This window comes from Aliifodinibius sp. S!AR15-10 (assembly GCF_031569985.1).
In the GTDB taxonomy this organism is placed as follows: domain Bacteria; phylum Bacteroidota; class Rhodothermia; order Balneolales; family Balneolaceae; genus JAMQKA01.
In genome coordinates this window covers 99,482-122,420 of sequence record NZ_JAMQKA010000012.1, presented here as the reverse complement: position 1 = coordinate 122,420, position 22,939 = coordinate 99,482, and the positions used below count along the sequence as shown (strand labels likewise).

Below are 22,939 nucleotides of genomic sequence, written 5' to 3'. Positions count from 1 at the left end.
TGAATTAACCGTTCTGTTAGCGTTCTTATTCCATCAAAAACAAAAAAAGGAGAGGGAATTATGGCACCAAAAACACTTAAAAAGATGAAAACAGCGGTCGCTTGGTTTGAAATTCCCACCAAGAAAATAAGCAGAGCCAAAAAGTTCTACGAGAGTATTTTTGAAGTGGAACTGACCGACCTGGATATGGGTGATGATGATTTCAAGATGAGTATGTTTCCCGTAGAAGAAGGCGGAATAGGTGGTGCTCTTTGTGAACACAAGGGGTTCTACAAACCCAGCCACGATGGAGCGCTGGTCTATTTAAGCGGTGAGCCCGATCTTCAACTCGTATTGAACCGTATTGAAAAGAATGGCGGTAAAATATTGACGCCCAAGACTCAAATATCCGGTGATTACGGGTATATGGCGGTCTTTGAAGATACCGAAGGCAATCGCGTAGCTCTACACTCAATGAAATAAATAAGCACAAACGGATGGGGTACACTCCCAGGTGTGCTCCATCTTACAAGCGAAAGTTTATTCGAAGGTGCAGCCCCACTTGTGTAGTGGACCGCACCAGCGGATTTATTACGGCTTGATCTTAATATCGATTTTCTCAGTAGGTCCCTGTTCCTTGTTGCGGAGGGCCAGTTGCTGGATAGTATTGTTGGACAGCTCGATAAAAGCCTGTGCCGACTTCGATTCTACATCCTGCAAAACAATGGGTTTGCCGGCATCGCCGCTTTCCCGGACGGACTGCTCCAGCGGGATTTCGCCCAGGAAGTTAATGCCCATGCGTTCTGCGAGGTCGCGGGCCCCGTGCTCACCGAAAATATGGTACTTCTTGTCCGGCATGTCCGGGGGCACGAAGTAGGCCATATTCTCTACGATACCCAGCACCGGCACGCTCACTTTTTTGAACATTGCTACTCCTTTTCGCGCATCATCCAAAGCAACATTTTGTGGAGTAGAAACAACGATAGCACCGGTCAAAGGCACGGTTTGCACGATCGTCAGCTGCACATCACCCGTTCCGGGAGGCAGGTCGAGAACCAGGTAATCGAGGTCGCCCCAGACCACTTCCTGCATAAATTGCTTGACGGCACTCGTAACCATCGGTCCGCGCCATATCATTGCCTGGTCAGGATCAACAAGCAGGCCCATGGAAACAAACTTAACTCCATACTTTTCCAGTGGAATAAGCTTCTTTTGTGTCGTGATATTCGGCCGCTCATGTGTGTCCATCATGGTGGGTATGCTCGGCCCGTAAATATCGGTATCCAGCAGGCCCACTTTGGCCCCGGTTCGCGCCAGGCCACAAGCCAGATTTACCGCAACTGTGGATTTTCCCACACCGCCCTTCCCGGAAGCCACGGCTATGATATTATCTACGCCCTGCAACAGCTCTTCATCGCCCTGCTGCTGGGGTGGCTTTTGCTGTTTCTTTTCCCGGTGCCCCTGACCCGGGAATGCCGGTTCGCCGCCTGCATCTTCATCGCCCTCGAGCTCTCTTTTTTTAGACAGATTCACTGCAGTCTGAATATCGAGGACCAGATCGTCGTCCACATATTTGCGAAGGGTGTCCTCGCACATCTTCTTCAGCTTAGTATCCAGTTCGGGCGTCTTTTCAGGAAGATCGATTGTGAACGTGATAAATTTATCCTGCACGATCAGGTCCTGGATCAGATTTAGGGTTACAAGGTCCTTTCCATACTTTGGATGGATGACATGGGCTAGCGCTGTTCGTACCTGCTGTTTATTGATGGACATTAAATTCCTGTTTGTAAACGATTTTGTTTTGAACGATCAAAGATAATGATTTTGCCAGAGATGCTAAACGCTGGTTCTGTATAAAAAAGTTCACAGATGGGAACATCATCCACCTATTACAGTTCAAATAAATGGAGAGATAGGTTTATCTGAGTCATTTCTGGAGTTGATAGTTTTCCAGGAGCAAGCGCAAGTTAGTATACGTCGGATTGTTCAGGCGTCTGATGCCCTTCATTTAACTTTTGAGCGGTCGTCTAAAATAGATAGAGAGGAAAAAACTATGTTAAGAGAGAAAAAGACAGTCCGGGAGTGGCTGCTTATTTCCTGTGTTGCCCTCCTTGTTAATTTAACTGCATGTTCAGATAGCAATACAATCGTGGGTTCGATCTATACCGAACATCCCCATCTAATTTCTATTGAACCTGACAGTGGAGTCTTCAATACACGTGTGATTATAACCGGTGATTATTTTGGCGGAGGAAAAAGTACCAATACAGTCCATTTCAATGGGCATGAGGCGCAATTGGTTTCTGCATCTAAAGAGCGATTGGAAGTACTTGTACCCAAAAATGCCGGATCCGGACCTGTAAGCGTTACAGTAAATGGCAAAACCGGGGAAGGCTCTCAGTTCACATATATTTATACCATTACAGTAGAAACCTGGGCCGGTGGGGTGATGGGAAATCGCAACGGAGATGGAGAGAGTGCACGTTTTAACAGGCCTTGGGGTATTGCAACAGATCCCAGCGGGGCCCTCTATATAGGTGATTCTGAGAACGCCCTGATTCGAAAGATCGACCGAGACCGGCATGTGACGACCTGGGCAGGAAGAGGTTGGGGTTCAGGATATAAAGATGGATCGGCTGATGAGGCACTTTTTTCAAAACCGATGGGCCTGGCATTGGCACCCAGTGGAATGTTGTATGTAGCAGATGCACATAACCTGGCGATACGAAGTGTCAGTTACGATCGGGATGTAGGCACCTATTCGGGCATTGCAAATGGGATATCCTGGAAGGCTCCCTCTGATATTGCCATTGGTCCCGACAAGACGATGTATGTCACTGATCCCTATAATTTCCAGGTTAAAAAGATCGATCGATGGGGAAATGTCAGCATATTAGCAGGGTCCGGCAGGCCGGGAGATAACGACGGCCCGGCGGAATCAGCTACATTTACTGCACCCTTGAGCCTGGCACTTCACCCCGATGGAAAGAGATTATATGTGGCTGACTATTACAGCCACCGAATCAGGCAAATTGATATCGAAACCGGAAGCGTGTCTACCCTGGCCGGTAATAGGGAGCCCGGGTTCCGGGACGGGGATTTGGAGATGGCCCGATTGAATCGACCGACCGGGATCGAGGTTGATGCTGACGGGACCATCCTTTTTTCTGACTCCGGCAACCACGCCATCCGGATGATACGAGATGAGGAGGTGGTAACATTGGCCGGTAATGGCATGCCGGGTCATGCTGATGGAATTGGTGACAAAGCTCGCTTCAACAAACCCTACCACCTGGCACTCAGTTATAGCGAGACCTTCCTGTATATCACTGACTGGGAAAATCACCTGGTGCGGAGAATGCGGATTGAATGAGCAGTTTACACCTCAAAAAGCCTCATAAAAAAAGTGCCCCATCCCGATGGTGAAGACCAGGCAACCGTAAATGGCATGTTCCACTGAAACCCAGTATAATGATCTCGATTTTCGGTAGGTCTGCACAAATATAAAGCCCCCGACAAGGGACAATCCCACAGCCCACCAGTTGTCATAAATAATGTGCAGGGCAGAAAAGGCGATAGCGCTCGCGATCCCCAGCAATTGTTCCGAGGGAAAAAGCTTGTCATACCGCTCGAAGAAAAAGGCCCGGTAGATAAGTTCTTGGGGAAGTGCCGACAGGAGCGGGTAGAGCAGCATTACGATCATCCAGACCAAGGGTTGTTGTCGCGGGAAAATGAACAGTTCATCGGGATTCAACAACAATACCAGCCCGGTGATGGTCAGCGCAACGGCAAGACTTTTAAGCAGCAGTTTTTGAACAGAGGCATTGCCATCCGGCAGCGAGAAGAGCTTGCTGAAGTCATGCCGTTTATCAAACCAGAGTACCAGAACAGTGAAGAGCGACACGGCCAGCAACCCCGCAATTTTTGGGATTGACACCAGGTCAAAATAAAATGCCAATGGCAGGCCGATAAAAAGGACCAGGAATTCGGCAAACAGGTAGTAACGGTTGTCCATGTTGTCTTGGCGTGTATTATCTTGATTTGCAGGTATTAAAATCTGCGAAATCTGCGCAATCTGCGGGAAGATTTAACTCCCGCGGTTTACGCTGATATCTCAGATTTACAGTTTAATTAAATTAGTCGCATTGATAAACATATTCAGCAGGAAGCAACGTTTCACTTTTAGATGTGCGACGCACTTGTGAAGTGCGTCGCACATGGTATATAGCCAACCAGAGAACGATACCACTCCCATTTTTTGTTACCACCCATTCATCAACCGCAGTAGAATTTTTTATCCATATTCAGGTCACATCTTCTGATCTAATTTTCGTATATTCACTTGTTTATTTGAAAGCTTAAAATTATCACTACTGAATGTCCCAATCTGAAGCTGTAGCGAAAGAGAAGCAAATCAAAAGTGGCGACCGTCCCATCATCGTTAAGGGAGCCCGGGTGCACAACCTCAAAGACATTGACATTGAAATTCCCAGGAACAAAATGACTGTGGTGACCGGCGTCTCCGGTTCCGGGAAGTCGAGTCTGGCTTTTGATACGATCTATGCCGAAGGCCAGCGACGATATGTGGAGAGTCTCTCCAGCTATGCCCGGCAGTTCCTTGAGCGGATGGACAAGCCGGACGTCGATTTTATGCAGGGTATTTCTCCCGCGATGGCGATCCAGCAGAAGACTACTTCATCCAACCCGCGTTCTACGGTTGGAACCACAACCGAAATTTATGACTATATGCGTCTGCTCTGGGGACGTATCGGCCGCACAATTTCTCCCAAGTCGGGTAAGGAAGTAAAGAAGGACTCCACCAAGACGGTCATTGACGAGCTGTTTGACCAGTACGAGGAGGGCACCAAGTTTTACGTGCTGTTTCCCATCCCGCACCACGAGAAAAAGAAGTTAAATGACGAGCTCAAGGTGCTCAAAGAAAAGGGACTCACACGCCTGCTTCATGTTGAAGATGAGCAGCTGCTGGATCTGACTACCGATGACGTCAATCCCAAGAAGATGAATGCTGATGAATACCGCGTGCTGGTTGACCGTCTCGGGGTGAAGAAGGACGACGATACCCGGAGCCGCATCGCCGATTCCGTGGAAACCGCTTTTCATGAAGGACGCGGCCGTTGCTCTATCAAAATTCGGAATGGGCAAGAGATAAACTTCAGCGAGCGTTTTGAGATGGACGGTATCGAGTTTGAAGAGCCTACGCCGCAGATGTTCTCCTTCAACAACCCGTATGGCGCCTGTGACAAATGCGAAGGCTTTGGACGGGTGGCCGGCATTGATGAAGACCTGGTAATTCCCGATCCCGGCAAGACGATCCGCGACGGTGCAATTGCCCCCTACAGTGGACAGAAATTCAGCAAAAATCTTCGCGACCTGATTAAGGTGTCGGCGCGCTACAGCCTGCCGATTGACACGCCGTATAATGAGCTTTCCAAGGAGATGAAGGATATCATCTGGAAGGGTAAGGATGAATACAAGGGGCTGAATGACTTTTTTGAGGATATTAAAAGCCAGTCCTACAAAGTGCACATGCGGGTATTCTATTCCCGGTACCGCGGCTACAGTCGCTGCCCCGATTGTGAAGGATACCGCGTGCGTCCGGATGGGCTTTACGTAAAGGTGGATGGCAAGCACATCGGGGAGATTGCTGAGCTGACGATTGGACATGCTCGAGAATTCTTCGAGGATCTGGAGCTGACCGACTTTGAAAAAGAAGTAGCTGAGCAGATCCTGTTCGAAATTCGCAAGCGCCTGAAGTACCTGGATGAAGTGGGACTCGATTACCTGACCCTGAACCGGCTGGCCAACACGCTCAGCGGCGGAGAATCCCAGCGAATTAGCCTGGCAAATTCACTGGGAAGCTCGCTCATTGGAAGTCTTTATGTGTTGGATGAACCCACTATCGGGCTGCACCCGCGCGACAACGATCGCCTGATCAACATCCTGAAGTCGTTACGCGATATCGGCAACACGGTGCTGGTGGTTGAGCACGATCCGGCAATGATCGAGGCCGCGGACAATATCATCGATATCGGTCCTTTTGCCGGTATACACGGCGGAGAAGTGGTCTTTGAAGGTTCTTACGAAAACCTTAAAGAAGCCAAGACGCTAACCGGTAAATATGTGAGCGGGCGCAAAGAGATTCCCGTGCCCGCCAAGCGTCGGAAGGGAAGTGGCAACTCCATCGTGCTGGAGGGGGCTACCGAACACAACCTGAAAAGCCTGGAAGTGGAATTTCCACTCGGCAAGTTTATATGCGTGACGGGAGTCAGCGGTTCTGGCAAGTCTACCCTGGTGCACGATACGCTCTACGGGGGCATCCAGAAACAGCTGGGTACCTACAACGACAAAGTGGGTCGGCACAAGGCTATTAAAGGATTAAATCACATCGACTCCGTGGAGATGGTCGACCAGTCACCGATAGGCCGTTCGTCACGCTCTAATCCCGCCACCTATACAAAAGCCTTTGACGGTATTCGCGATCTTTTTACCAACACACGACAATCCAAGCTGATGGGCTACGAGCCGGGTCATTTCTCTTTTAACGTGCCCGGCGGACGCTGCGAAACCTGTGAGGGCGAAGGCGTGCAGACGATCGAGATGCAGTTTATGGCGGATATCGAGCTTACCTGTGAAACCTGCAACGGCAAGCGCTACCGCAAGGATGTGCTGGGCGTGAAGTACCGTGGCAAGAACATTCATGATGTGCTGGAGATGTCGGTCTCCGAGGCGATTGATTTTTTTGTGGATGAAGCCTCGATTACGAACCGCTTACAGCCACTTGAGGATGTGGGACTAGGGTATTTGAAACTGGGACAGAGTGCGCCCACGCTATCTGGCGGAGAAGCGCAGCGGGTGAAGCTGGCGAAATTCCTATCCAAAAGTGCCGGTGACCACACGCTCTACTTCTTTGATGAGCCGACCACCGGCCTCCATTTCGAGGATATCAACAACCTGCTCGACTCCTTCAACCGCTTGGTAAATGAGGGGCATACGGTCATCATCATTGAACACAACCTGGATGTCATTAAAAGCGCCGATCATATTATTGATATCGGTCCCGAGGGCGGCTTTGCCGGCGGACAGATTGTGGGCACCGGCACCCCGGAAGAGATAGCCGAAATTGAAGAGAGCTATACGGGCAAGTATTTGAAGGAAGAGCTTTAAGGGTGTGAAACGCCAGATGTGAGACGAATACTATTTGCTATTCCTGAAGTTGTGAAAAACGGGAATAATAAAGTGGAAGTAAATTCAAGCTGAGTGCTATACGCATCACGAGTCAGGCATTTCGAATGGTTATTTCTATTTTCCAATCGCATCATATAAGTTAGCACTGTACAATCCACGGTCATCAACTCAATTTGTATGAGATTTAAAATATTCATTTCAGGAATATTTCTATTGGCCTTTGCCACCGTTCCGCTAAAAGCCCAGGATGAAATAAAACCCGACAAACGCTTAAAAGGCGGGATCGCTACCAGCAGCCTGACGAATACCGATTGGGAGAGCTCCTCTGCCCCCGGTTTTGTGATAGGCCTTTCATTCGATTTCCGGTTCACCCGTGCCTTTTCTGTGCAGCCGGAAGTATTGTACCTGGAAAAGGGAAGCAGTGAGCGTGATCCTTCGCTGGATATCGAGTTTGATCTCACGCTGGATTATGTGGAGATACCAGTGCTGGCCAAATATCATCTGCCGTTTGATGGATTCTTTCGTCCTCATCTTTACGCCGGGCCTTACATTTCATTTTTGATTGCCAACAACAGCAATATCGAACTGGTTGAAAATCAGCAGTCCACGCCCGATAAACTAGTTAACCAGGCCAGTGATACCGATTTTGGAGGCGTGTTGGGCGTAGGTACCGATCTTCATTTTCCTTTCAATACCATGACTGCGGAAATTCGCTATGACGTGGGGTTTACCGATGTTTTTAACGGGGCGGCTTCACAAGCTTCGCGGAACGGTACCCTGCTGTTTATGATCGGATTCCATTTCTAATTTAGAAAAGTCTACCTGCGCAAACGCTTTTATAGGTTGGGAGGTAGTTGTCTATCCTTACCACTCAACATGTCTGCCCTTATAAGCACCGTCTGTGCGACATCACAATGTCGCGCTCCATGACATTATGATGTCGCATGGTCTGACATTACAATGTCATGATGGATAACATTAGTATGTCGGAGTGCCTGACATTATAATGTCGCATACCCTGACATACTAATGTCGGATAGCCCGACACTATAATGTCAGACACACGGAGTAGTCCTTGTAGTCCGATGGAGTAGTAAGCAACAGTCACTCGTAGTAGTAAGGAGTGTACAACGGCACTGGTGCGGTCTACCTTCCACGGTGGGCTGCACCTCGGTACAGCACCGCCGCCAGAATGCTAATCGCCTGGTATTTCAATGCGGACGGTCGTGGATGGGGCTTAATGACAGAAACGAAACTTGCCCTTTGGCACAAAGATCTCTCACTCACGTTCGAGATGACTGGGTTATAGGGATGGAGTATATCCCCAGATAGTAGCCCAAAACCTGGCCAAATTCGGAGGGTTCGCAGTAGATTATGCTCGTCCGACAGACTACTATCCTCTATTCGACGTCGTCATTTCGACCGAGAGGGAGAAATCTTCCTACGATGAGGACTCGGTATTCAATTCAGACAAGAGCTGTAATTCTATCTGGCCATTTTTATGCCAACACACCAGCTCGGAAGTAGCTCCACTGAAACCAAAGAAATTGAATTGAGTATTCTGCGATTCACATACGTAACGCAGTTAAGGGTTGAAAAGAAGTCTCTGTGTCATCCTGAACTTGTTTCAAAACGAATATCGGGTTTAGCTGGCATAAAGGCCAATTTTGAGGATTCATGTACTACTTTTTGTACTACTACAAATGAACTATGTGAATTAAATTCACGTGCCCGACCGGTGGAAAAGTAATTCTTTTCTATATCTTTTGTGCCACAAGCCACGGTATTTTCCTGGGAAAAAAGTCTGTGAATTTCCTGCAAAAGACGTAGCTTTATTCGGTCTGCCGGTGGCACTACAGGGTTCCCATGAAGGGAAATGCTGTGTTCTACCGCACCCCAACATAACGGTAAATCAGCAATAAAAAACTCATTTGCATCCATGCCTGAAAAGGTGCCTGTATTATTAAGCAATACTCTTCCGAAAAGAGACCTGCTGCTCAAACTTATCGCAGGCCGACTGGCAAAACTCCCCAGCGATCTTAACTTTGCATCGGATCACGAACGAATGGTTGCAACACGCATTACTGCTGTTGAATATCTAAAAGAAACAGGGCAATACCGGAAACAATTGCAGGGTTGCCTTAAAAACTTTTCAGGCCGGACGACCGAAACCTTTCGCCCTGAGTTCGCCGCTTCGGTTCGCAGGCTATACCATGATCACCTGTTGACTCTTGGCCGGAGCCTGGTCGAATTTGCTGAACAAAAGGTCAATCGCAGGAAAGTCGTTGACATAGATTTTACCGGAGCAGACCTTACCAATCCCCACTTTTCCGGGCTCCTGGAGAGTCTTTTTAATGAATATGGCGAAGGTGTTCTTAACCTGGACTATGCCCCATGGACGTGTAGAATAGCCCGCATCTACAATTGCTCAAAGGATACCATGAAACGACTGGAAGGCAAGCTTCGCAGCATAGGGCAATTCGCCTGTATTGACGATGCCATTTCATTTTTAGAGCTCCGCATAGGTCTGCATGGGAAGTATACCTTTAAGCTCTTGGTGGATGATTTGGATGAGCTAATCAGTGATTTCCTCATTGATAGCACCAACGGGCATGTCAATAACGTGAAAGCTCGCAAACCCATTGATGAACTTGTAAAGGAAGCGGCAGGAAAATACGAAGTTCTGAATGCCCCAACATACCTGGTCAACCCCGAAGCCTACAAATCCATTCTCAAACACCGAATCAGAGCCACCCTTAAAAAGGGTACCCTATTTTCTCGAAAAGCGACCAAAATTTGAGAAAACAAATATGCGATTCCTCACCATAGAGGGTATAATTTGGGGTAAAATTACAGATTTTGAATTTATCCCCAATAATTGCTGGGTGTTTTCCAAAATCTGATTTTTTGGGGGCGTGAATGTTACTGGCAGATGTGGTTTCTTTGGCGGCGTTATCAAATAATTTGAACACTCTAATCTACCCGTCATGAACCAACAAGACCCCAAAGATACCTTGCTGGAAACCATTGCCAATCTTGAATCCAAAATAGAATTTCTGTTACGCGCGTACCAATCCAAGCCCGATAAATCGCGTTACATAACGGCCCAGGATATCGAAGCAGATTTTGGTATCGATCAGCGAACAGTCCTCAATCGCAGTAATCTGCCACCGTCCCACAAGCAGTTTATTCCGTGCCTGAGAGTGGGCGGCCGCCGGAAATATTTTGATCGCAAAGTTATTGAACGACTTTTTTCGGCAAATGTGTAACAAACTCGGGCTAAGCTGCTCTTGTATATTTTTTTTGGTAACACAGAACACTAAAAAACGTAATCAATTAATAGTGCCAGCGACCATGCACACAAACCAATCAACCTGTAGCCCTTGCAAAACCCAACACGATAATAGCAAAAAACAGGTACTTACCCTTATCGAACAGCTTTCTTCAGTAGTTCAAGAAGTGCGCTCTGAACATCCGGATCAAGCCGCAGGTGCGGTTGCTCGGATAGCTGATCTTCAATGTCACCTACAAGCACCTTAATCTCTTTCATGCGGTTATCAAGCAACTGCTTTTCTTTCAGCTCTTCGCTAATATCGGCCATTTCATTAACGGTAAATGGTGCGCCCTCTCCCGTTAGTAGCCAATTAAGATTTATCCCTGATTGTGCAAACCGTATTAGCGTGGAGCTGTTTACTTCCGTCTTCCCTCCATTTTTTATCTCTGAAATCACAGACCGATTTACGCCCGTCTCCCGCTGCATTTCAGACACATTTCCATCGTAATACTTCTCAAGCAGATACCGGACATTATCTTGTAATGTTTCGCCAGATTTTTTCTCCAAAATTCCTCTTTCCTATACTATTGGTTTTTATGTGATTGGAACAAATGCCCTTCCTAAATATTTTCTGATCACATCATTTTTTGTTGTTTCGTTACTATCACATCACTACTTTATCCCTGTAGGTATCGGTAACGTTTAACTGTTACCATCCGATTATACTACTTACCCATAAATTTTAAAAGACAGAAATACGCTTGTGAACGGACCAATAACAAAATATGAAATTAATCGAACCCGCTTGTCGCTAATTAAACAGGAAATTTTCCAGCAATTCGACTCTTATAATGAGTTCCGCCAGGAAATGTTTCCCGACGTCAAATTAAACACTTTTCGCCAATGGTTTAAAAAACCCTATTACATTTCTGACCGGCGCCTTTGTCATATGGAAAACACCTTGGGTATAACCCCTGCCCAGGTCAGAGCAAGACTGACAGAAGAATTTAACCTACCAAGCCAGCTACTGCAGGTAGCCAAGGGAATAAAATTTGAATTTATCGAACCTCAACTCACCTGACAGGCCCCACTTATGGCAACTATTAAAACGCGCTATACCCTTGGGGATACCATCCACTTTATAGACTGCGATGGTAAGAAACGTAAAGAAATCATCCGCATGATCGAAACCCAACTGGTAGAAGGTTACGACCTCTGGGTGATTTACGGATATGGAGACAACCTCTATGAACTCAACCATGTAAGCGAGCACAAAATTTTAATATCTCAAAAACAACTAAATGAGCAGCAGCAAAACCCGGGAAAGCTCTCTAAAGCTACTATCACCTAAAAATCGAAACAGCCCAGATGAATTAGAACCATCTGCCGTCACCGACTCTCAAAAAGAACCGTTTGAATATGTGGACAGCTCCGACCAGCTTGATTTTGGCTGGTACCGAAACGAAACTGATGGTACCAGTCGACGGATTGGCACCTTCGACATTGAAATACACTCTAAGATCATCCGCTATAATCCCGAAACACTGAAATGGGATTCGACGCTCTATGAATGCCAGGTGAGCTGGCTGACCCCAGAAACACGAACTCTAACCCAAAGCGAACTCTTTGTACTGGAGCCGGAAGATCTGCTGTCGAAGAAGGCCTTTCAGATTCAGATATTTAAGCATTCCTATCAATCAGCTCGCTTTAAGTCTGATGATGAAATCCTCTTCTTTATGAGCTTTTTGTGTAACCGCTGGCAACCGCAAACGGTCTATGAGTTCAACTATTATGGCTTTATAGAACACCATGGCTATACCTTTTATCTGACCCGCAACGCCTTAATTAATATTCCGGATGATCACCTTCGGGAGCCCCAATACATGATAGCACCCGACAGAGACTCTGGCCTATTCCCCATGGTAGCTGCCGACACTACCTTTTACGTGAAACCCGGCCGCATTGAGCCCGCCCCGTTGTTAGATCTTCCTTCGCCCACAGATGGCTTTTACAGCGATGAGGAACATCATCTGTTTGTGGAAAAAGAGCTCCAGTACTTTATCGATACCGTTCGAGACAAATTTGGAGAGCTTATCGCCGGACAACAGCCCGAGAAAAAGGTGGAAGGGTATTTCATCTTCTCCTATATGCTTTCCTTTCTGTTTTTTGACGAGATCTACGATGTGTTTAAACATGTCGTGTTTCTATACTTGTTTGGGGAACCCTCAACGGGGAAAGGCCAGCTCTCGCAGATCATGCTGAATTTCTTTGGCCAATCCTTTACGGACGTAGATTCCAATCCTACGCTCAAGTCCGCCGAAAACAAGCTGGCCAACCACAGCAAGATCCCAGTGATCATGGATGAGTTTGTGCCCGGGAAAGGCAAGATCACGCCACAAGTATTTAACATGTGGTACGAATTGAGACAACGTGGCGTGAGCGCTTCTCATGACCGGACCAAAAACGCCTGGAGTCCTGTTCGGTCGCAGCTGATGTTTATCTCTAACTACAAACCCACCGAAGATCACTTCCGATCGCGGTGTATTATGATCGAATACGCCAAAGATAAACGTGGTTCGGTGGATAATCTTTGGTGGTTTGATAACCACAAAAAAGAGATGCAGCGACTCTTTCTCTCGCTGCTTTACACCTTTAATGACTTTAATCGGGAGCTGTTCAAAAGTGAGCTACTCTGGACCAAGCGACTGCTAACCGAAGCCGTCGAGGAAGAATTAGGACGACGAAGTGACCAAGAAGGCGTTCGTTTTCAGATTAAAGACCGTCAAATCGAAAATATGGCGGCCCTTATTACCGTAGATCTATTTGTCTGTCGGCCCGGTGATGTCCAGTTCGCGGAACTGGTTGAACAGTCAGTTCAAGAAAGAGCCAAGGTAAGCGAAGAGGACCTACGGGAGATGCAGAACCTGCTTCGGGATTCGCGCGTATCCACCGAAATATTTCGTTATGGAGTGGAGTTTCTAGCCAACTCTGCAGAGCGCGAAGTGCACCAAACCCCACTTCAGCAGTTCTTGGCCAGTATTGAGATCATGAACGATAACGGGGAGCTGCCGAAACGCTATTACGGCTGGAACAGCAAGGATGGGCTGGTCATGTACTGGAGCGGTATTTGGGACGCCTACACCAACTATAACAAAGGCCGGGAGTATATCAGCCAGGATATCATCCGGGAAGAAATTGAGGCTCTTGACCTGCACGGAAAGGCAAAAACCAATTATTACAGCTACGAAGATCCGCTGAAGGGTACTGTCAAAGAAAGCCGACATGGCTACCATATTCCCCGCAAACATCTAACGCCAACCTGGCTACGCGCCTTTGGCAAGCGGGAGGAGGCGAACATCATGTTGGAAGAGCAAGGCCGCAAACCCGCCACCGAATACCAGACAAGCACCGGTGATAGCTCGCCACCATTTTAGGCGAAAATAGGAGAAATCTATGATTTTCTAAGAATTTGAAAACACCGTCTTATTTTCTTAGAACTTCCATTTCTCTCCCAAACAACACCCTATAAGTATAATAATAATAGTTAGTTAGTAAATAATTATATATCTAAGAAAACCACTAAGAAACGACTAAGAAGTCTAAGATCGGTCTAAGATATCTAAGATGAATCTTTGCCAATTTCTTAGACACTTAACCGATAGTTTTTACTGCACTTAACCTTGGCCTCTAAGAAAATAAGAAAGACTATGTCTAATTTTGAAAATCCTGAAAATACCACCAACCCGACGGGCAACATGTCCTCCAACAATGAAGATTTCATGACGATTGGTGAAGCGATCAGCTACATGTGTGAAAAGCTGGGACGCATCTCTCGGACCACCTTTTACCGATGCGGCTATCGCAAAATGATCACCGTGCGCAGTTACGGGCGGAATAAAAGTACCGGGCGTGAAGCTGTTAAACTATGTCGCAAGTCAGAAGTGGATTATATCATTCAGACCATCCAGGAGAATCCCCATGCCGAAAACCTATAACCGCGTAGATGAAATGCCGATTACCCGACAAAAAGTGGTAAAACCATCTATATCAACTGAGCATCTGGCAGCAAAAGTAGATGAAATCAACTGCCAGTATCATGATTTCAACAGACTCCATCTAACTATAGATGAAACGAGGCAACGCATTCAGGTGAATTATATAAATGAGGATGGTTTTGATGCCCCATTAACGGGTTGGCTTGACATGGGACAAATTGGGACGTACCTTGAAAACTACCAGCGTATGTTCTGCCTAGATCCCAACCGATTAGACCGTTTCTTCGATATGACGGAAGCTACAGCGATTCTACCGATCTGCTGGCTCCAGCCTACAAGAAGACGCCCGAAAGGCATTGCCAACGCTTTTATCTACATGAGACAAGCCTACCAGGGAATAATACCGAGAAGAAAACCTATTTCTATTAAACCAAATAAAGAAGAAAACAGTCTTTTTGATATTGTGGATGGGAATTCGACCTATTTTGTAGCGGAGTCGATTGGGATGACATCCTTGCCAGTTGTTTTAATATAAATCAACTATTTCATCTATCTGTTCAACTGTATAACTCTTATCTTTATCCCTCTCAAGCAAATTTTTAGAACAAAACAATTAATGAGTTTACATATAGGCGGTAGTTGGGATCCTTTAGTACGTATTAAGGAATTGGTAAAGAATCTGAGAATCCTTAGCTCTATTCCTGATGGCGGTACAGCGAGTTTTTCTACTATCGATTTTATTCGACCAGTTTCTATACTTCCTATCGCCAGCTATGCATTTGATCATAACATCACGATACAAAATGCCAATTCATATTTAGATAGTATTGAATTCCCTGAAGGAACGAATACTTCTGAATTCAATAAAATTGGGCAAACTTACTTTCCCATTACAAAAGCTGACCTAAAATCAGCCAATAGGGACGGGCGGGAAGAAAAGCTTAGATTTTTATCTGACCAATACCCAAAACTTTTGCGGCGCAATATTGATGACCAAGAATTTCTTGACCGAGTTGGTAATAACGTATTCTATCTTCTTATTTCCGAAATGGTTGATAATATAATGGAACATTCAGAAGCGGATTTAGCCTATATATTTTCCCAGTTTTGGCCAGCCAATAACTCTTGCGAAATCTGTCTTCTGGATAACGGGATAGGAATTTATCAATCCTTAAAAAATGCGGATAGAAGTGTTACCAATGATATGGATGCATTACAAAAAGTAATTCGCCAGCATTTATCTGCTAAAGATGAATTTGGCTCTCAAAAAAGAGGGACGGGAATTAAAAACACCATCAATTTGCTATCTAATAATGAACTAAATGGCTATTTTTGCGTTATAAGTGGTAATGCCGGGTATTTTATTGACAATAATGGGCGGAATCACTTTATTAATTTGACACAGGTTAGTTGGAATGGCACCATTATTTGTATGGGATTCCAAAAACCACCTAAACACGTCGACATCTATGAGTATATTCGATAAACATATCAACCTACGAAAAGAATTCGATGTAAGTGCCTTAAATAACAGGGCTACTGCTAAAAAATTGGTCAAGAGAATTGAAAGCTCATGGGTTAATACAGTTGTCTTAGACTTTTCCGATATAGAGTTCGCTTCTCGTTCTTTTTTGGATGAGCTGAACTCACACCTGCCTCATATCGACAAAGAAGTTAAAATGACAAATATGAATTCTTCTGTGAGAGAAATGGATGAATTGGTACAAAAGCCGAAAGACCATTCTAAAGCAGCATTCAGCAACTCAAAAGCCACCTCCGAGTCAGAACTCCTGACATTTTAAATAAAACTGTGGGAGTAGGCTCGAAACTTATTCCAACACTCAAGAAAAGTCAACTTGACCACTAACGAATAGTGTGAGTAGCAGTATCAAAAGCCATTGACTGCAGGTTATTCTTTCTGAACGGGCGGACAAGGTATATCACCTCACGAACAGCACACACCAATCTTTTTTTTAGGTTTTAAGACATCTCTACAGTTTGGACACTTCCAAAAATATTGGCAGGAATCGTAGGCATGGTCTCGGTTAACCATATCCACAGTGGGGACACGTAATGGTAGATTTGAGTCAAATACCTTTTGAGGAGCTCATTGTCGCAGCTGGTTTCCCGTTTCACTGTCTCCTTCCAGGGCGCCCAGAATAGGGCAATCTCCCTTAGGTCCTTCGCCGGTACATGAATCAATTAAATCTACTAGGGTATTTTTGATACGCTGTAGATCTTCGATTTTTTCTACCACATCCTGGTATTTTTCCTGCGCCTCACTTTTAATCTCTGAGCAGGTAGTGTCTTCATCCATCCGCAGCTCCAGCAGTTCCTTTATTTCACTGAGGGTAAACCCCAGCTCCTGGGCCCGTTTGATAAACCGAATCTGATCGATATGTCGTCGGGTAAATATGCGGTAGCCGGACCGGCGGCGGTCGGGTTCGGGAATGAGTTCGCGTTTCTCGTAGTACCGCACCGTTTCTTTGTTAACGGAAGCTCTGCGAGCCACTTCCCCGATTTTGAAAGTGACAATGCCCTCATATTTTTTGTCCATATCTTCTCTCATCTCATAACAAATTCATTTACTGGTATTCAGGAACATTCAATATGTAACTGCTGGACTTAACTGTCAGCAACATACTAAAAAAAGGAAGCAGCGTCATTTGCATTACTGGAGAAACTCCGACCGTCTCTCCAAACAACGTAATCGTGGGCATCAGCTCGCTATAAGTCCACCAGTCCATAAATTTGGCCGACCACTCCAGAATTAATCCACTTATAAAACCAACTGTTATCATGCACCCACCGGCTGCCGGCAACAGGGAACGTAATTTCTTGAAACCACAGATCCATCCTGTCAATACGCTGATAAGTAGTACCATCAGGACGTCTCCGATAATAGCCAGAGTGATGTGAAACAGCCCTGCTGCTAGTGTTACTTCATCCCACATGTCATAGAGCGGACCCGCCTGGGCGAACTCCCAAATAACATTCAAAAGAAACCCGTATGCAGCCAAGCAGAGTAATGTCCGTTTTGAGAAGAACGTCTTACTCATTGGATTCTTTTCTATTGGGATACGTGATATCTCGTACCGTGAATCCCGCTTTCTCTACTGCTTTTGTGAGCTCACTTTTATCGAGGGTTGTATTCTCTTTTAGTTTGATATCTGTGATACCTTCGTCAATATTTACATAGATATCTTCCACGCTATCCAACTTTTTCAATTTCTTCTCCAGACCGTAAGCGCAGAATGGACAAGCCAGCCCGTCCACTCCGACTACAATATCAGGATTCTTAATTTTCTTTTGTGCGTGAGCCTGATCAGCGGCTGACAGCATAAACAGTAAACCAAGGACCAAGCCAGTAATGGTTAAACGTTTCATAATGATCGTACTTTAAGATTTATGTTGGATTAAATGTGAAATTCTACGGCGAAGGTGAATCGGGGAACCGGGCTTTCACGCCCAATATTATCAACTACAGGCACTTGCAGGCCCGGCTTGACGGCCCAGTTTCGATAAGTGATCCAAGCTCCGAAGCCGGCAAAAAGACGACCTCCCTCTGAGTTTTGGATCACGGTACCGTTTCGTTTGTTAGCACCAAATACCTGTCCATTCAACTCCGCCATCAACACCACGTCGGGTTCATAGTAGTCTGTAAGCACGGGACGCACGCCGAGGGCCAAGTCATATAAAAAAGCATTTCCGCGTTCTATTCCATTGACGTTTGTATTAAGTCTATATCGGCCGGTAGCAAACATTAGCCAGCGTCGTCCTTCATAAGCCCCTGAAAGGCCGGCAAAAACATCCGTAGTATTGGGACTTATATTATTGTCACCGGTGGGTAGTTCGACACCTCCTAAAACGGCCGCATGATATACCCCTCCTGCCACGTCGTTTCGAAAGAACCGATACTTGGAACTGATGCCCAGATTGCCGAAACTCAAGCCGTTTGCTCCATGCCCGTTCAAGGGTTGATGGGTACTCAAACTCACTGCCCAATCCGCGGTTATTCCGTAAATTCCATGATAATCCATTTCGTACAGGGCCTGACGCGTATAGTGCTGAATGTTCAATCCCACTTCAAAACCAACGCCATATTGCCAGATAGTTCGCGGGCCGATTCCAAAAATAGGCTCATGGGCTTGAGTGGTTGAAATACTACCCAGACTGAAGAGAGCTAGTAACAGCAGACTTTTAATAGATAAGCTGGAAATTCTATTGAACATCGAAAAGTTCATAAAGCTATTGTGATTATTTTTCATCGTTAAAATTTAAATCCCCAGAAACCGCATGATTGGAACCAGTGCGTAGGCAAAAAAAGCTCCGGTGCTATAAATGATGACCGAAGACCAAAACATAACTTTGGTAAATCGGCCAGCCACTTCACATCCCTGACCTCCGGTGATGCTGCATGCCACTTTACCTTTTGGGCGGTACACCAGAATGCCACTTATAAGCAGCATAATTCCGGATCCAAGAAAAATCCATACTTTGTAGCCAGACAGGGTAACCATCCACGGAAACGTAGAAATCATGGATGTGACGGCTGCGCCCCCTGCAATAGCCGCCACAGCAGCTGGAAGGGCACAACAAATCAACGTGCCGGTTGAGGTAAACAGCGCTAAAAAACTGGATATTTTTTGCTGCCACGTTTGAATATTTTGGTCGTCAGTATTCATTGGTAGCTACATTCTTTGTTGTTCGATGGTAATATAAGGTCTGTACCATACCCCAGAGTCAAATTATTTTTGAGTTTATTAATCACCGATGTCCGCCTGGCCAGACCAGTACAGGCATATTTACTACAATACCGGTCTCTTCAATCGCAAGCTCACCATTTGACTGTGCCTCCATGAGGGCCTCAACCGTTTTCAATTCCCTGAGTTCGGCATTTTCATTCCAGCGCACCAAGTGGATAGAGCGTAGCGGACTGTAGCCAGGATCATCGGGTACGGAGCCAAAGATATCAGGCTGGAACCCGAAGGGGCCATGTCCTTCTACCCCGTCTTTGAAAACATAGATATCGGCCAGCAGGCTATCTGGTGTCTCTACCAACTTCGGAAGATGGACTACTTGCGGTCCCATCATTTCAGTAAGTAAATTGGCCACGGAGGAGTCAGAAGCTTCGGTATGAATGAAGTAGAGATCGCCTCCATTGTAGTAGCCTTTCACCAGGGGTGCCAGGTTCATGGCCTGCAGGGAATCGGGCACCACGCCCATGGCCGCGGTCATATCCTGCGGCTGGTCGTCCCAGTCTTTGACGAATTTTTGTTCGCACCCGGCTATTAACAATGCACCCAATAACGGGAGCAGTAAATTCGATTTTTTCCAATTTTTAAAAATCATAGTCCTAGCAGGTTAAAGGTTGGTATTCTATCAGTTTTTTGTTTCTGGTTTATAACCAATCTCCACAAGTGCTTCTCTCAAGCTGGAATCATTTATGTTTCCGTTGGTAAATAGTACGGTTACTTCACTTTGATCCAAGTCGGTACGGATGGTGATGTCATCAAACCGCTTGGAAAGCGCCTGCCGAATCGTTTCCACACAATGCTCGCAGTGCATGTTTGGAACCTGATAGGTGATCGACCGTTCCTTCTTTTCTTCTCTGTATTGAGAGGTTTTGGAGATCAACCGTCCCCAGAATGAGTTGGCCAGTACGGCCGTCACGCTGGCCACCATGGCGATCATCGCCCAGACCGGGTACAGCAAGCCGGTAGTAGCCAGGGGCACCCCGATGCCGTTGAAGCTGAAAGCCAGCAGCAAGTTCTGTTTGGTTTTTTTGAAGGAGTTTTCCCCGATTTCAAAGGCTTCGACCAAGGCGTACAACCGTTCGCCCATCAGGATCACATCGGCCGATTCGATAGCGATGTCCGTTCCCGTGCCGATCGCTATGCCCACATCAGCCTGGGTGAGCGCCGGTGCGTCGTTGATGCCGTCGCCGACCATCGCCACGCGCTTGCCTTCCTTTTGGATGTTGCGGATGCGTTCGGCTTTCTGGTCGGGTTTTACCCGGGCTTCGATCTGCTCGATTCCCACCTGCTCGGCGATGGCCCGTGCTGTTCGCTTGTTGTCGCCGGTGAGCAATACAAGATCTCTTCCCTGTTCCTTCAGGCGGCTGACGGTCTCGTTGGCATCCTCTTTAAGCGTATCGGCCAAGGCAAACAGGCCGTACATGCGGCCCTCAGAAGCCATCCCGATAACGGTGTGCCCCTGCTCTTCGTGGCTGGAAATCCAGTTTGAGTGGAGCTGTATATCCACACCCTCTTCCTCCAAATACTCCAGGCTTCCCAGCAGTATGGTTTGCCCTTCGATATTGGCACGGATACCTTTCCCGGTTGTTGAGTCGAATTCAGCGGCTTCGGGGAAAGCCTCTATTTCAGTTTTGGCATGTCCCACTATGGCCTGGGCCAGCGGGTGTTCGGAGTGCTGCTCGGCGGCTCCGGCCAGCCTGAGAAAGTCATTTTTAGGCATCTGATCGGTGGTAAACACATCCACAACCTTAGGTTCGCCAATAGTAACCGTACCCGTTTTGTCCAGCACCACGGTCTCGATATCTTTCATGATCTGAAAGGCTTCCCCCGAGCGCATCAGGATGCCCCGGTCAGCGGCCATGCCTCCGCCGCGAATCATCGCCAGCGGTGTGGCCATGCCGAGGGCACAAGGATAGCCCAGCACAAAGGCATCCAGCATGGCAAAGATGCCGCGCGGCAAGTTGGTCTGGCCCGTTACCAGCCAGAGGCCCAGCGTCCAAATGAGGATAGAAAGAATCGCAAAACCAACAACCCCCGGGACGTAATATTTGAGCACCCGGTCCACCAATTGGATGATGCCCGGCTTCATGGCACGGGCCTGTTCAATGTGCCGGGCGATCTGCTGCAAGAAGGAATCATCACCGAGAGCCGTCACTTTTACAAGCAACGTCCCGGTCTGATTGATGGATCCGCCCACAACCTCATCGCCTTTGTTTTTCTCCACCGGGATGGATTCGCCGGTCACGATGCTTTCGTCCACCCCGGAGCGCCCTTTGAGAATCTCCCCATCGACGGGAATATTTTCGCCGGGACGGATCCGGACGCGATCTCCAATTTCCAATTGATCCAGTTCGACTTCCCGCTCGTTTCCCTCTTCGTCCACCCTCCGGGCGGTGTCGGGCTGCAGGTCCAGCAGCTTGCGTACCGACTCCGAAGCCCGGGCGCGTACCTTGTTGGCTGACCAGCCGGACAGGATATGGTAGGTAGTAATAAACACCGATACGCCAAAAAACTCAGTGGCTGGAAAGACGGGGTTGTAGAGTCCGGCGATGCCGCCGACCAAGCCCGAGAATGCGCCAAACTCCAGCAGGTTGTGCTGGTTGAGGATCCCCCGGCGCAGGGACTGCCAGGCCTTTTTCTTGATATACCAACCCGGGCCGAACATCGTAATCAGAGCCAATATCATTGTAACGTAAGGATGCCACCAGCTCATAATACCGGCCCACATCTTTAACATGATGCCGAGCGCAGCCAGTGTGAGCACCGAAGCAACCAGCAGACGATTACGGTGCGTTTTTAGTTCCTGTTGCTGTTCCTGGAAGGCCTTGACCTTGTCGGGATCCCGGATGGTATAGCCCAGATCAAGCAGAATCTGTTTTAGGTCCGCTTCTTTTATATCGCCCGAATCATACTCAATCAGTACCTGCTCGTGAGCCAGGCTCACGTTGACTGTTGCAACGCCTTCCCGCTGCCCGATAGCCTTGTCGATACTTTGGGCACAGAATGAGCAGGCCATACCGCCGATATGGAGTTGAAGGGTTTGCATAGGTTATTTTTCGGCTGTGTAATTTGCTTTGTCCAGAGCCTGTTTCATCTCATCGAAGGAGGTTTTATCGGAATCAAACTCAACCTCGGCCGATTTATCGTCAAAGGTTACCTTTGCCTGATGAACGCCATCCAACCGCTCCAAAATATTGGTTGAACGGTCGGCGCAGCCTTCGCAGTGCAGATCGGGAATGTTGAATGTCAGTTTTTCCATACTATCATTTTACTTGTATTCAGATTAGTTGTTGATTTATAAAAGCATGAATTGAGCTGTCAAATAAGTTATTACTACCAGAACGGGTAGTTGCAATACCGGGGTCACGGCCACATCACCCAGGCTCTTCGGGAAGTGAGGCACCTTTCGGTTAAAGTGCCACCAGCCCAGTCGCTGGGCTACGAGTTCGGTAAGGTAGGCTCCAAGAAAACTTAGCAGAAACACAAAACTGTAGTGAACAATACCTGCCTTACTCAGCCACTGGTAGTCCGAAAGCCACCAACCGATTAGATAGAACAGGCCTACGGTGTATAGCACGTCCGAGACAATACCTATGGAACAATTCCGTAGTCGAATGGGCCATGGTTTACCAGCGCATGTGCTCAGGGCTTTGGTTTGGGCCAGCTCTCAGGGCGTATGCAAGAGCAGCGCTATTGCTGCGAGAAATACAACTAATTCAAGAGACATA

Annotated in this window: 26 protein-coding genes; 13 read left to right on the top strand and 13 right to left on the bottom strand. The window is 47.0% G+C overall.

Translation table 11 applies throughout. From position 1 onward, the window contains the following. Window positions 1-60 precede the first annotated feature (60 nt). On the top strand, window positions 61-462 hold the full coding sequence (locus tag NC796_RS10290; protein ID WP_310684309.1) for a VOC family protein: 402 nt from the start codon (window positions 61-63) through the stop codon (window positions 460-462). Window positions 463-570: 108 nt separating this feature from the next. Here the strand turns inward: NC796_RS10290 and NC796_RS10285 are convergent, their stop codons facing one another. After that, window positions 571-1,752: an Mrp/NBP35 family ATP-binding protein gene (locus NC796_RS10285; RefSeq protein ID WP_310684308.1), complete on the bottom strand. Its 1,182-nt coding sequence runs from the start codon at window positions 1,750-1,752 to the stop codon at window positions 571-573. 280 nt (window positions 1,753-2,032) lie between these two features. On the opposite strand from NC796_RS10285, the gene NC796_RS10280 reads away from it, so the two are divergent. Further along, the gene (locus NC796_RS10280) at window positions 2,033-3,352 is read left to right on the top strand and encodes an IPT/TIG domain-containing protein (RefSeq protein ID WP_310684307.1); all 1,320 of its coding nucleotides are present in this window, start codon (window positions 2,033-2,035) and stop codon (window positions 3,350-3,352) included. A 12-nt stretch (window positions 3,353-3,364) separates the two neighbouring features. Here NC796_RS10280 and NC796_RS10275 read toward each other — a convergent pair whose 3' ends face one another. Continuing rightward, entirely contained in the window at window positions 3,365-3,994 is a 630-nt protein-coding gene (locus NC796_RS10275) for a CPBP family intramembrane glutamic endopeptidase (protein WP_310684306.1), read from the bottom strand. A 362-nt stretch (window positions 3,995-4,356) separates the two neighbouring features. Here NC796_RS10275 and uvrA point away from each other — a divergent pair, with 362 nt between their 5' ends. Together uvrA and NC796_RS10265 are read left to right on the top strand one after the other, a co-directional pair. Beyond that, entirely contained in the window at window positions 4,357-7,164 is a 2,808-nt protein-coding gene (gene uvrA / locus NC796_RS10270; protein WP_310684305.1) for an excinuclease ABC subunit UvrA, read from the top strand. Window positions 7,165-7,362: 198 nt separating this feature from the next. After that, window positions 7,363-7,992 carry a porin family protein gene (locus tag NC796_RS10265; RefSeq protein ID WP_310684304.1) on the top strand — a complete coding sequence of 210 codons (630 nt, stop codon included), beginning with the start codon at window positions 7,363-7,365 and terminating at the stop codon, window positions 7,990-7,992. Window positions 7,993-8,796: 804 nt separating this feature from the next. Here NC796_RS10265 and NC796_RS10260 read toward each other — a convergent pair. Further along, on the bottom strand, window positions 8,797-9,126 hold the full coding sequence (locus NC796_RS10260; RefSeq protein WP_310684303.1) for a hypothetical protein: 330 nt from the start codon (window positions 9,124-9,126) through the stop codon (window positions 8,797-8,799). On the opposite strand from NC796_RS10260, the gene NC796_RS10255 reads away from it, so the two are divergent. Together NC796_RS10255 and NC796_RS10250 are read left to right on the top strand one after the other, a co-directional pair. After that, the gene (locus NC796_RS10255; protein WP_310684302.1) at window positions 9,125-9,985 is read left to right on the top strand and encodes a hypothetical protein; all 861 of its coding nucleotides are present in this window, start codon (window positions 9,125-9,127) and stop codon (window positions 9,983-9,985) included. The genes NC796_RS10260 and NC796_RS10255 overlap by 2 nt on opposite strands. Before the next feature lie 187 nt (window positions 9,986-10,172). Beyond that, window positions 10,173-10,454, top strand: a complete 282-nt coding sequence (locus tag NC796_RS10250; protein ID WP_310684301.1) for a hypothetical protein — start codon at window positions 10,173-10,175, stop codon at window positions 10,452-10,454. Window positions 10,455-10,612: 158 nt separating this feature from the next. Here NC796_RS10250 and NC796_RS10245 read toward each other — a convergent pair whose 3' ends face one another. After that, window positions 10,613-11,026, bottom strand: a complete 414-nt coding sequence (locus tag NC796_RS10245; protein WP_310684300.1) for a hypothetical protein — start codon at window positions 11,024-11,026, stop codon at window positions 10,613-10,615. Between the two features lie 196 nt (window positions 11,027-11,222). On the opposite strand from NC796_RS10245, the gene NC796_RS10240 reads away from it, so the two are divergent. The 7 genes from NC796_RS10240 to NC796_RS10210 all read left to right on the top strand — a co-directional run bounded on the left by NC796_RS10240 (window position 11,223) and on the right by NC796_RS10210 (window position 16,256). After that, a complete protein-coding gene (locus NC796_RS10240) occupies window positions 11,223-11,540 on the top strand; it encodes a hypothetical protein (protein WP_310684299.1) in 318 nt (105 codons plus the stop codon). A 12-nt stretch (window positions 11,541-11,552) separates the two neighbouring features. Next, window positions 11,553-11,810, top strand: a complete 258-nt coding sequence (locus tag NC796_RS10235) for a hypothetical protein (protein WP_310684298.1) — start codon at window positions 11,553-11,555, stop codon at window positions 11,808-11,810. Further along, window positions 11,761-13,893, top strand: a complete 2,133-nt coding sequence (locus NC796_RS10230; protein WP_310684297.1) for a hypothetical protein — start codon at window positions 11,761-11,763, stop codon at window positions 13,891-13,893. The genes NC796_RS10235 and NC796_RS10230 overlap by 50 nt, the downstream gene beginning before the upstream one ends. Before the next feature lie 273 nt (window positions 13,894-14,166). Continuing rightward, window positions 14,167-14,454, top strand: a complete 288-nt coding sequence (locus NC796_RS10225) for a hypothetical protein (protein ID WP_310684296.1) — start codon at window positions 14,167-14,169, stop codon at window positions 14,452-14,454. Next, window positions 14,438-14,989 (top strand): hypothetical protein, encoded by a 552-nt coding sequence (locus tag NC796_RS10220; RefSeq protein ID WP_310684295.1) that lies wholly within the window; start codon window positions 14,438-14,440, stop codon window positions 14,987-14,989. The genes NC796_RS10225 and NC796_RS10220 overlap by 17 nt, the downstream gene beginning before the upstream one ends. An 81-nt stretch (window positions 14,990-15,070) precedes the next feature. Further along, window positions 15,071-15,940: a hypothetical protein gene (locus NC796_RS10215; RefSeq protein ID WP_310684294.1), complete on the top strand. Its 870-nt coding sequence runs from the start codon at window positions 15,071-15,073 to the stop codon at window positions 15,938-15,940. Further along, window positions 15,924-16,256 (top strand): STAS-like domain-containing protein, encoded by a 333-nt coding sequence (locus NC796_RS10210; RefSeq protein WP_310684293.1) that lies wholly within the window; start codon window positions 15,924-15,926, stop codon window positions 16,254-16,256. Before NC796_RS10215 ends, NC796_RS10210 begins: the two co-directional genes overlap by 17 nt. Before the next feature lie 305 nt (window positions 16,257-16,561). Here the strand turns inward: NC796_RS10210 and NC796_RS10205 are convergent, their stop codons facing one another. From NC796_RS10205 to NC796_RS10165, 9 genes are all read right to left on the bottom strand, one after another. Further along, window positions 16,562-17,011: a MerR family transcriptional regulator gene (locus NC796_RS10205; RefSeq protein WP_310684292.1), complete on the bottom strand. Its 450-nt coding sequence runs from the start codon at window positions 17,009-17,011 to the stop codon at window positions 16,562-16,564. Window positions 17,012-17,039: 28 nt separating this feature from the next. Continuing rightward, entirely contained in the window at window positions 17,040-17,513 is a 474-nt protein-coding gene (locus NC796_RS10200; RefSeq protein ID WP_310684291.1) for a hypothetical protein, read from the bottom strand. After that, entirely contained in the window at window positions 17,506-17,841 is a 336-nt protein-coding gene (locus NC796_RS10195) for a heavy metal-associated domain-containing protein (protein ID WP_310684290.1), read from the bottom strand. The genes NC796_RS10200 and NC796_RS10195 overlap by 8 nt, the downstream gene beginning before the upstream one ends. Before the next feature lie 29 nt (window positions 17,842-17,870). Then, complete coding sequence (locus NC796_RS10190; RefSeq protein WP_310684289.1) at window positions 17,871-18,722, bottom strand: hypothetical protein; 852 nt, start codon at window positions 18,720-18,722, stop codon at window positions 17,871-17,873. Window positions 18,723-18,731: 9 nt separating this feature from the next. Further along, window positions 18,732-19,139, bottom strand: a complete 408-nt coding sequence (locus NC796_RS10185) for a hypothetical protein (protein WP_310684288.1) — start codon at window positions 19,137-19,139, stop codon at window positions 18,732-18,734. A gap of 82 nt (window positions 19,140-19,221) precedes the next feature. Next, on the bottom strand, window positions 19,222-19,806 hold the full coding sequence (locus NC796_RS10180; RefSeq protein WP_310684287.1) for a hypothetical protein: 585 nt from the start codon (window positions 19,804-19,806) through the stop codon (window positions 19,222-19,224). Window positions 19,807-19,836: 30 nt separating this feature from the next. Next, window positions 19,837-22,257 carry a heavy metal translocating P-type ATPase gene (locus NC796_RS10175; protein WP_310684286.1) on the bottom strand — a complete coding sequence of 807 codons (2,421 nt, stop codon included), beginning with the start codon at window positions 22,255-22,257 and terminating at the stop codon, window positions 19,837-19,839. 3 nt (window positions 22,258-22,260) lie between these two features. Next, complete coding sequence (locus NC796_RS10170; protein ID WP_310684285.1) at window positions 22,261-22,470, bottom strand: heavy-metal-associated domain-containing protein; 210 nt, start codon at window positions 22,468-22,470, stop codon at window positions 22,261-22,263. A gap of 36 nt (window positions 22,471-22,506) precedes the next feature. Continuing rightward, a complete protein-coding gene (locus tag NC796_RS10165; RefSeq protein WP_310684284.1) occupies window positions 22,507-22,788 on the bottom strand; it encodes a hypothetical protein in 282 nt (93 codons plus the stop codon). Window positions 22,789-22,939: the final 151 nt, after the last annotated feature.

What these genes read in the sequence shown, in the direction of transcription:
- NC796_RS10290 (WP_310684309.1), top strand. Translation starts at nt 61, where the DNA reads ATGGCACCAAAAACACTTAAAAAGATGAAAACAGCGGTCGCTTGGTTT.
- NC796_RS10285 (WP_310684308.1), bottom strand. Translation starts at nt 1,752, where the DNA reads ATGTCCATCAATAAACAGCAGGTACGAACAGCGCTAGCCCATGTCATC.
- NC796_RS10280 (WP_310684307.1), top strand. Translation starts at nt 2,033, where the DNA reads ATGTTAAGAGAGAAAAAGACAGTCCGGGAGTGGCTGCTTATTTCCTGT.
- NC796_RS10275 (WP_310684306.1), bottom strand. Translation starts at nt 3,994, where the DNA reads ATGGACAACCGTTACTACCTGTTTGCCGAATTCCTGGTCCTTTTTATC.
- uvrA (WP_310684305.1), top strand. Translation starts at nt 4,357, where the DNA reads ATGTCCCAATCTGAAGCTGTAGCGAAAGAGAAGCAAATCAAAAGTGGC.
- NC796_RS10265 (WP_310684304.1), top strand. Translation starts at nt 7,363, where the DNA reads ATGAGATTTAAAATATTCATTTCAGGAATATTTCTATTGGCCTTTGCC.
- NC796_RS10255 (WP_310684302.1), top strand. Translation starts at nt 9,125, where the DNA reads ATGCCTGAAAAGGTGCCTGTATTATTAAGCAATACTCTTCCGAAAAGA.
- NC796_RS10260 (WP_310684303.1), bottom strand. Translation starts at nt 9,126, where the DNA reads ATGGATGCAAATGAGTTTTTTATTGCTGATTTACCGTTATGTTGGGGT.
- NC796_RS10250 (WP_310684301.1), top strand. Translation starts at nt 10,173, where the DNA reads ATGAACCAACAAGACCCCAAAGATACCTTGCTGGAAACCATTGCCAAT.
- NC796_RS10235 (WP_310684298.1), top strand. Translation starts at nt 11,553, where the DNA reads ATGGCAACTATTAAAACGCGCTATACCCTTGGGGATACCATCCACTTT.
- NC796_RS10230 (WP_310684297.1), top strand. Translation starts at nt 11,761, where the DNA reads ATGAGCAGCAGCAAAACCCGGGAAAGCTCTCTAAAGCTACTATCACCT.
- NC796_RS10225 (WP_310684296.1), top strand. Translation starts at nt 14,167, where the DNA reads ATGTCTAATTTTGAAAATCCTGAAAATACCACCAACCCGACGGGCAAC.
- NC796_RS10220 (WP_310684295.1), top strand. Translation starts at nt 14,438, where the DNA reads ATGCCGAAAACCTATAACCGCGTAGATGAAATGCCGATTACCCGACAA.
- NC796_RS10215 (WP_310684294.1), top strand. Translation starts at nt 15,071, where the DNA reads ATGAGTTTACATATAGGCGGTAGTTGGGATCCTTTAGTACGTATTAAG.
- NC796_RS10210 (WP_310684293.1), top strand. Translation starts at nt 15,924, where the DNA reads ATGAGTATATTCGATAAACATATCAACCTACGAAAAGAATTCGATGTA.
- NC796_RS10205 (WP_310684292.1), bottom strand. Translation starts at nt 17,011, where the DNA reads ATGGACAAAAAATATGAGGGCATTGTCACTTTCAAAATCGGGGAAGTG.
- NC796_RS10200 (WP_310684291.1), bottom strand. Translation starts at nt 17,513, where the DNA reads ATGAGTAAGACGTTCTTCTCAAAACGGACATTACTCTGCTTGGCTGCA.
- NC796_RS10195 (WP_310684290.1), bottom strand. Translation starts at nt 17,841, where the DNA reads ATGAAACGTTTAACCATTACTGGCTTGGTCCTTGGTTTACTGTTTATG.
- NC796_RS10190 (WP_310684289.1), bottom strand. Translation starts at nt 18,722, where the DNA reads ATGAAAAATAATCACAATAGCTTTATGAACTTTTCGATGTTCAATAGA.
- NC796_RS10185 (WP_310684288.1), bottom strand. Translation starts at nt 19,139, where the DNA reads ATGAATACTGACGACCAAAATATTCAAACGTGGCAGCAAAAAATATCC.
- NC796_RS10180 (WP_310684287.1), bottom strand. Translation starts at nt 19,806, where the DNA reads ATGATTTTTAAAAATTGGAAAAAATCGAATTTACTGCTCCCGTTATTG.
- NC796_RS10175 (WP_310684286.1), bottom strand. Translation starts at nt 22,257, where the DNA reads ATGCAAACCCTTCAACTCCATATCGGCGGTATGGCCTGCTCATTCTGT.
- NC796_RS10170 (WP_310684285.1), bottom strand. Translation starts at nt 22,470, where the DNA reads ATGGAAAAACTGACATTCAACATTCCCGATCTGCACTGCGAAGGCTGC.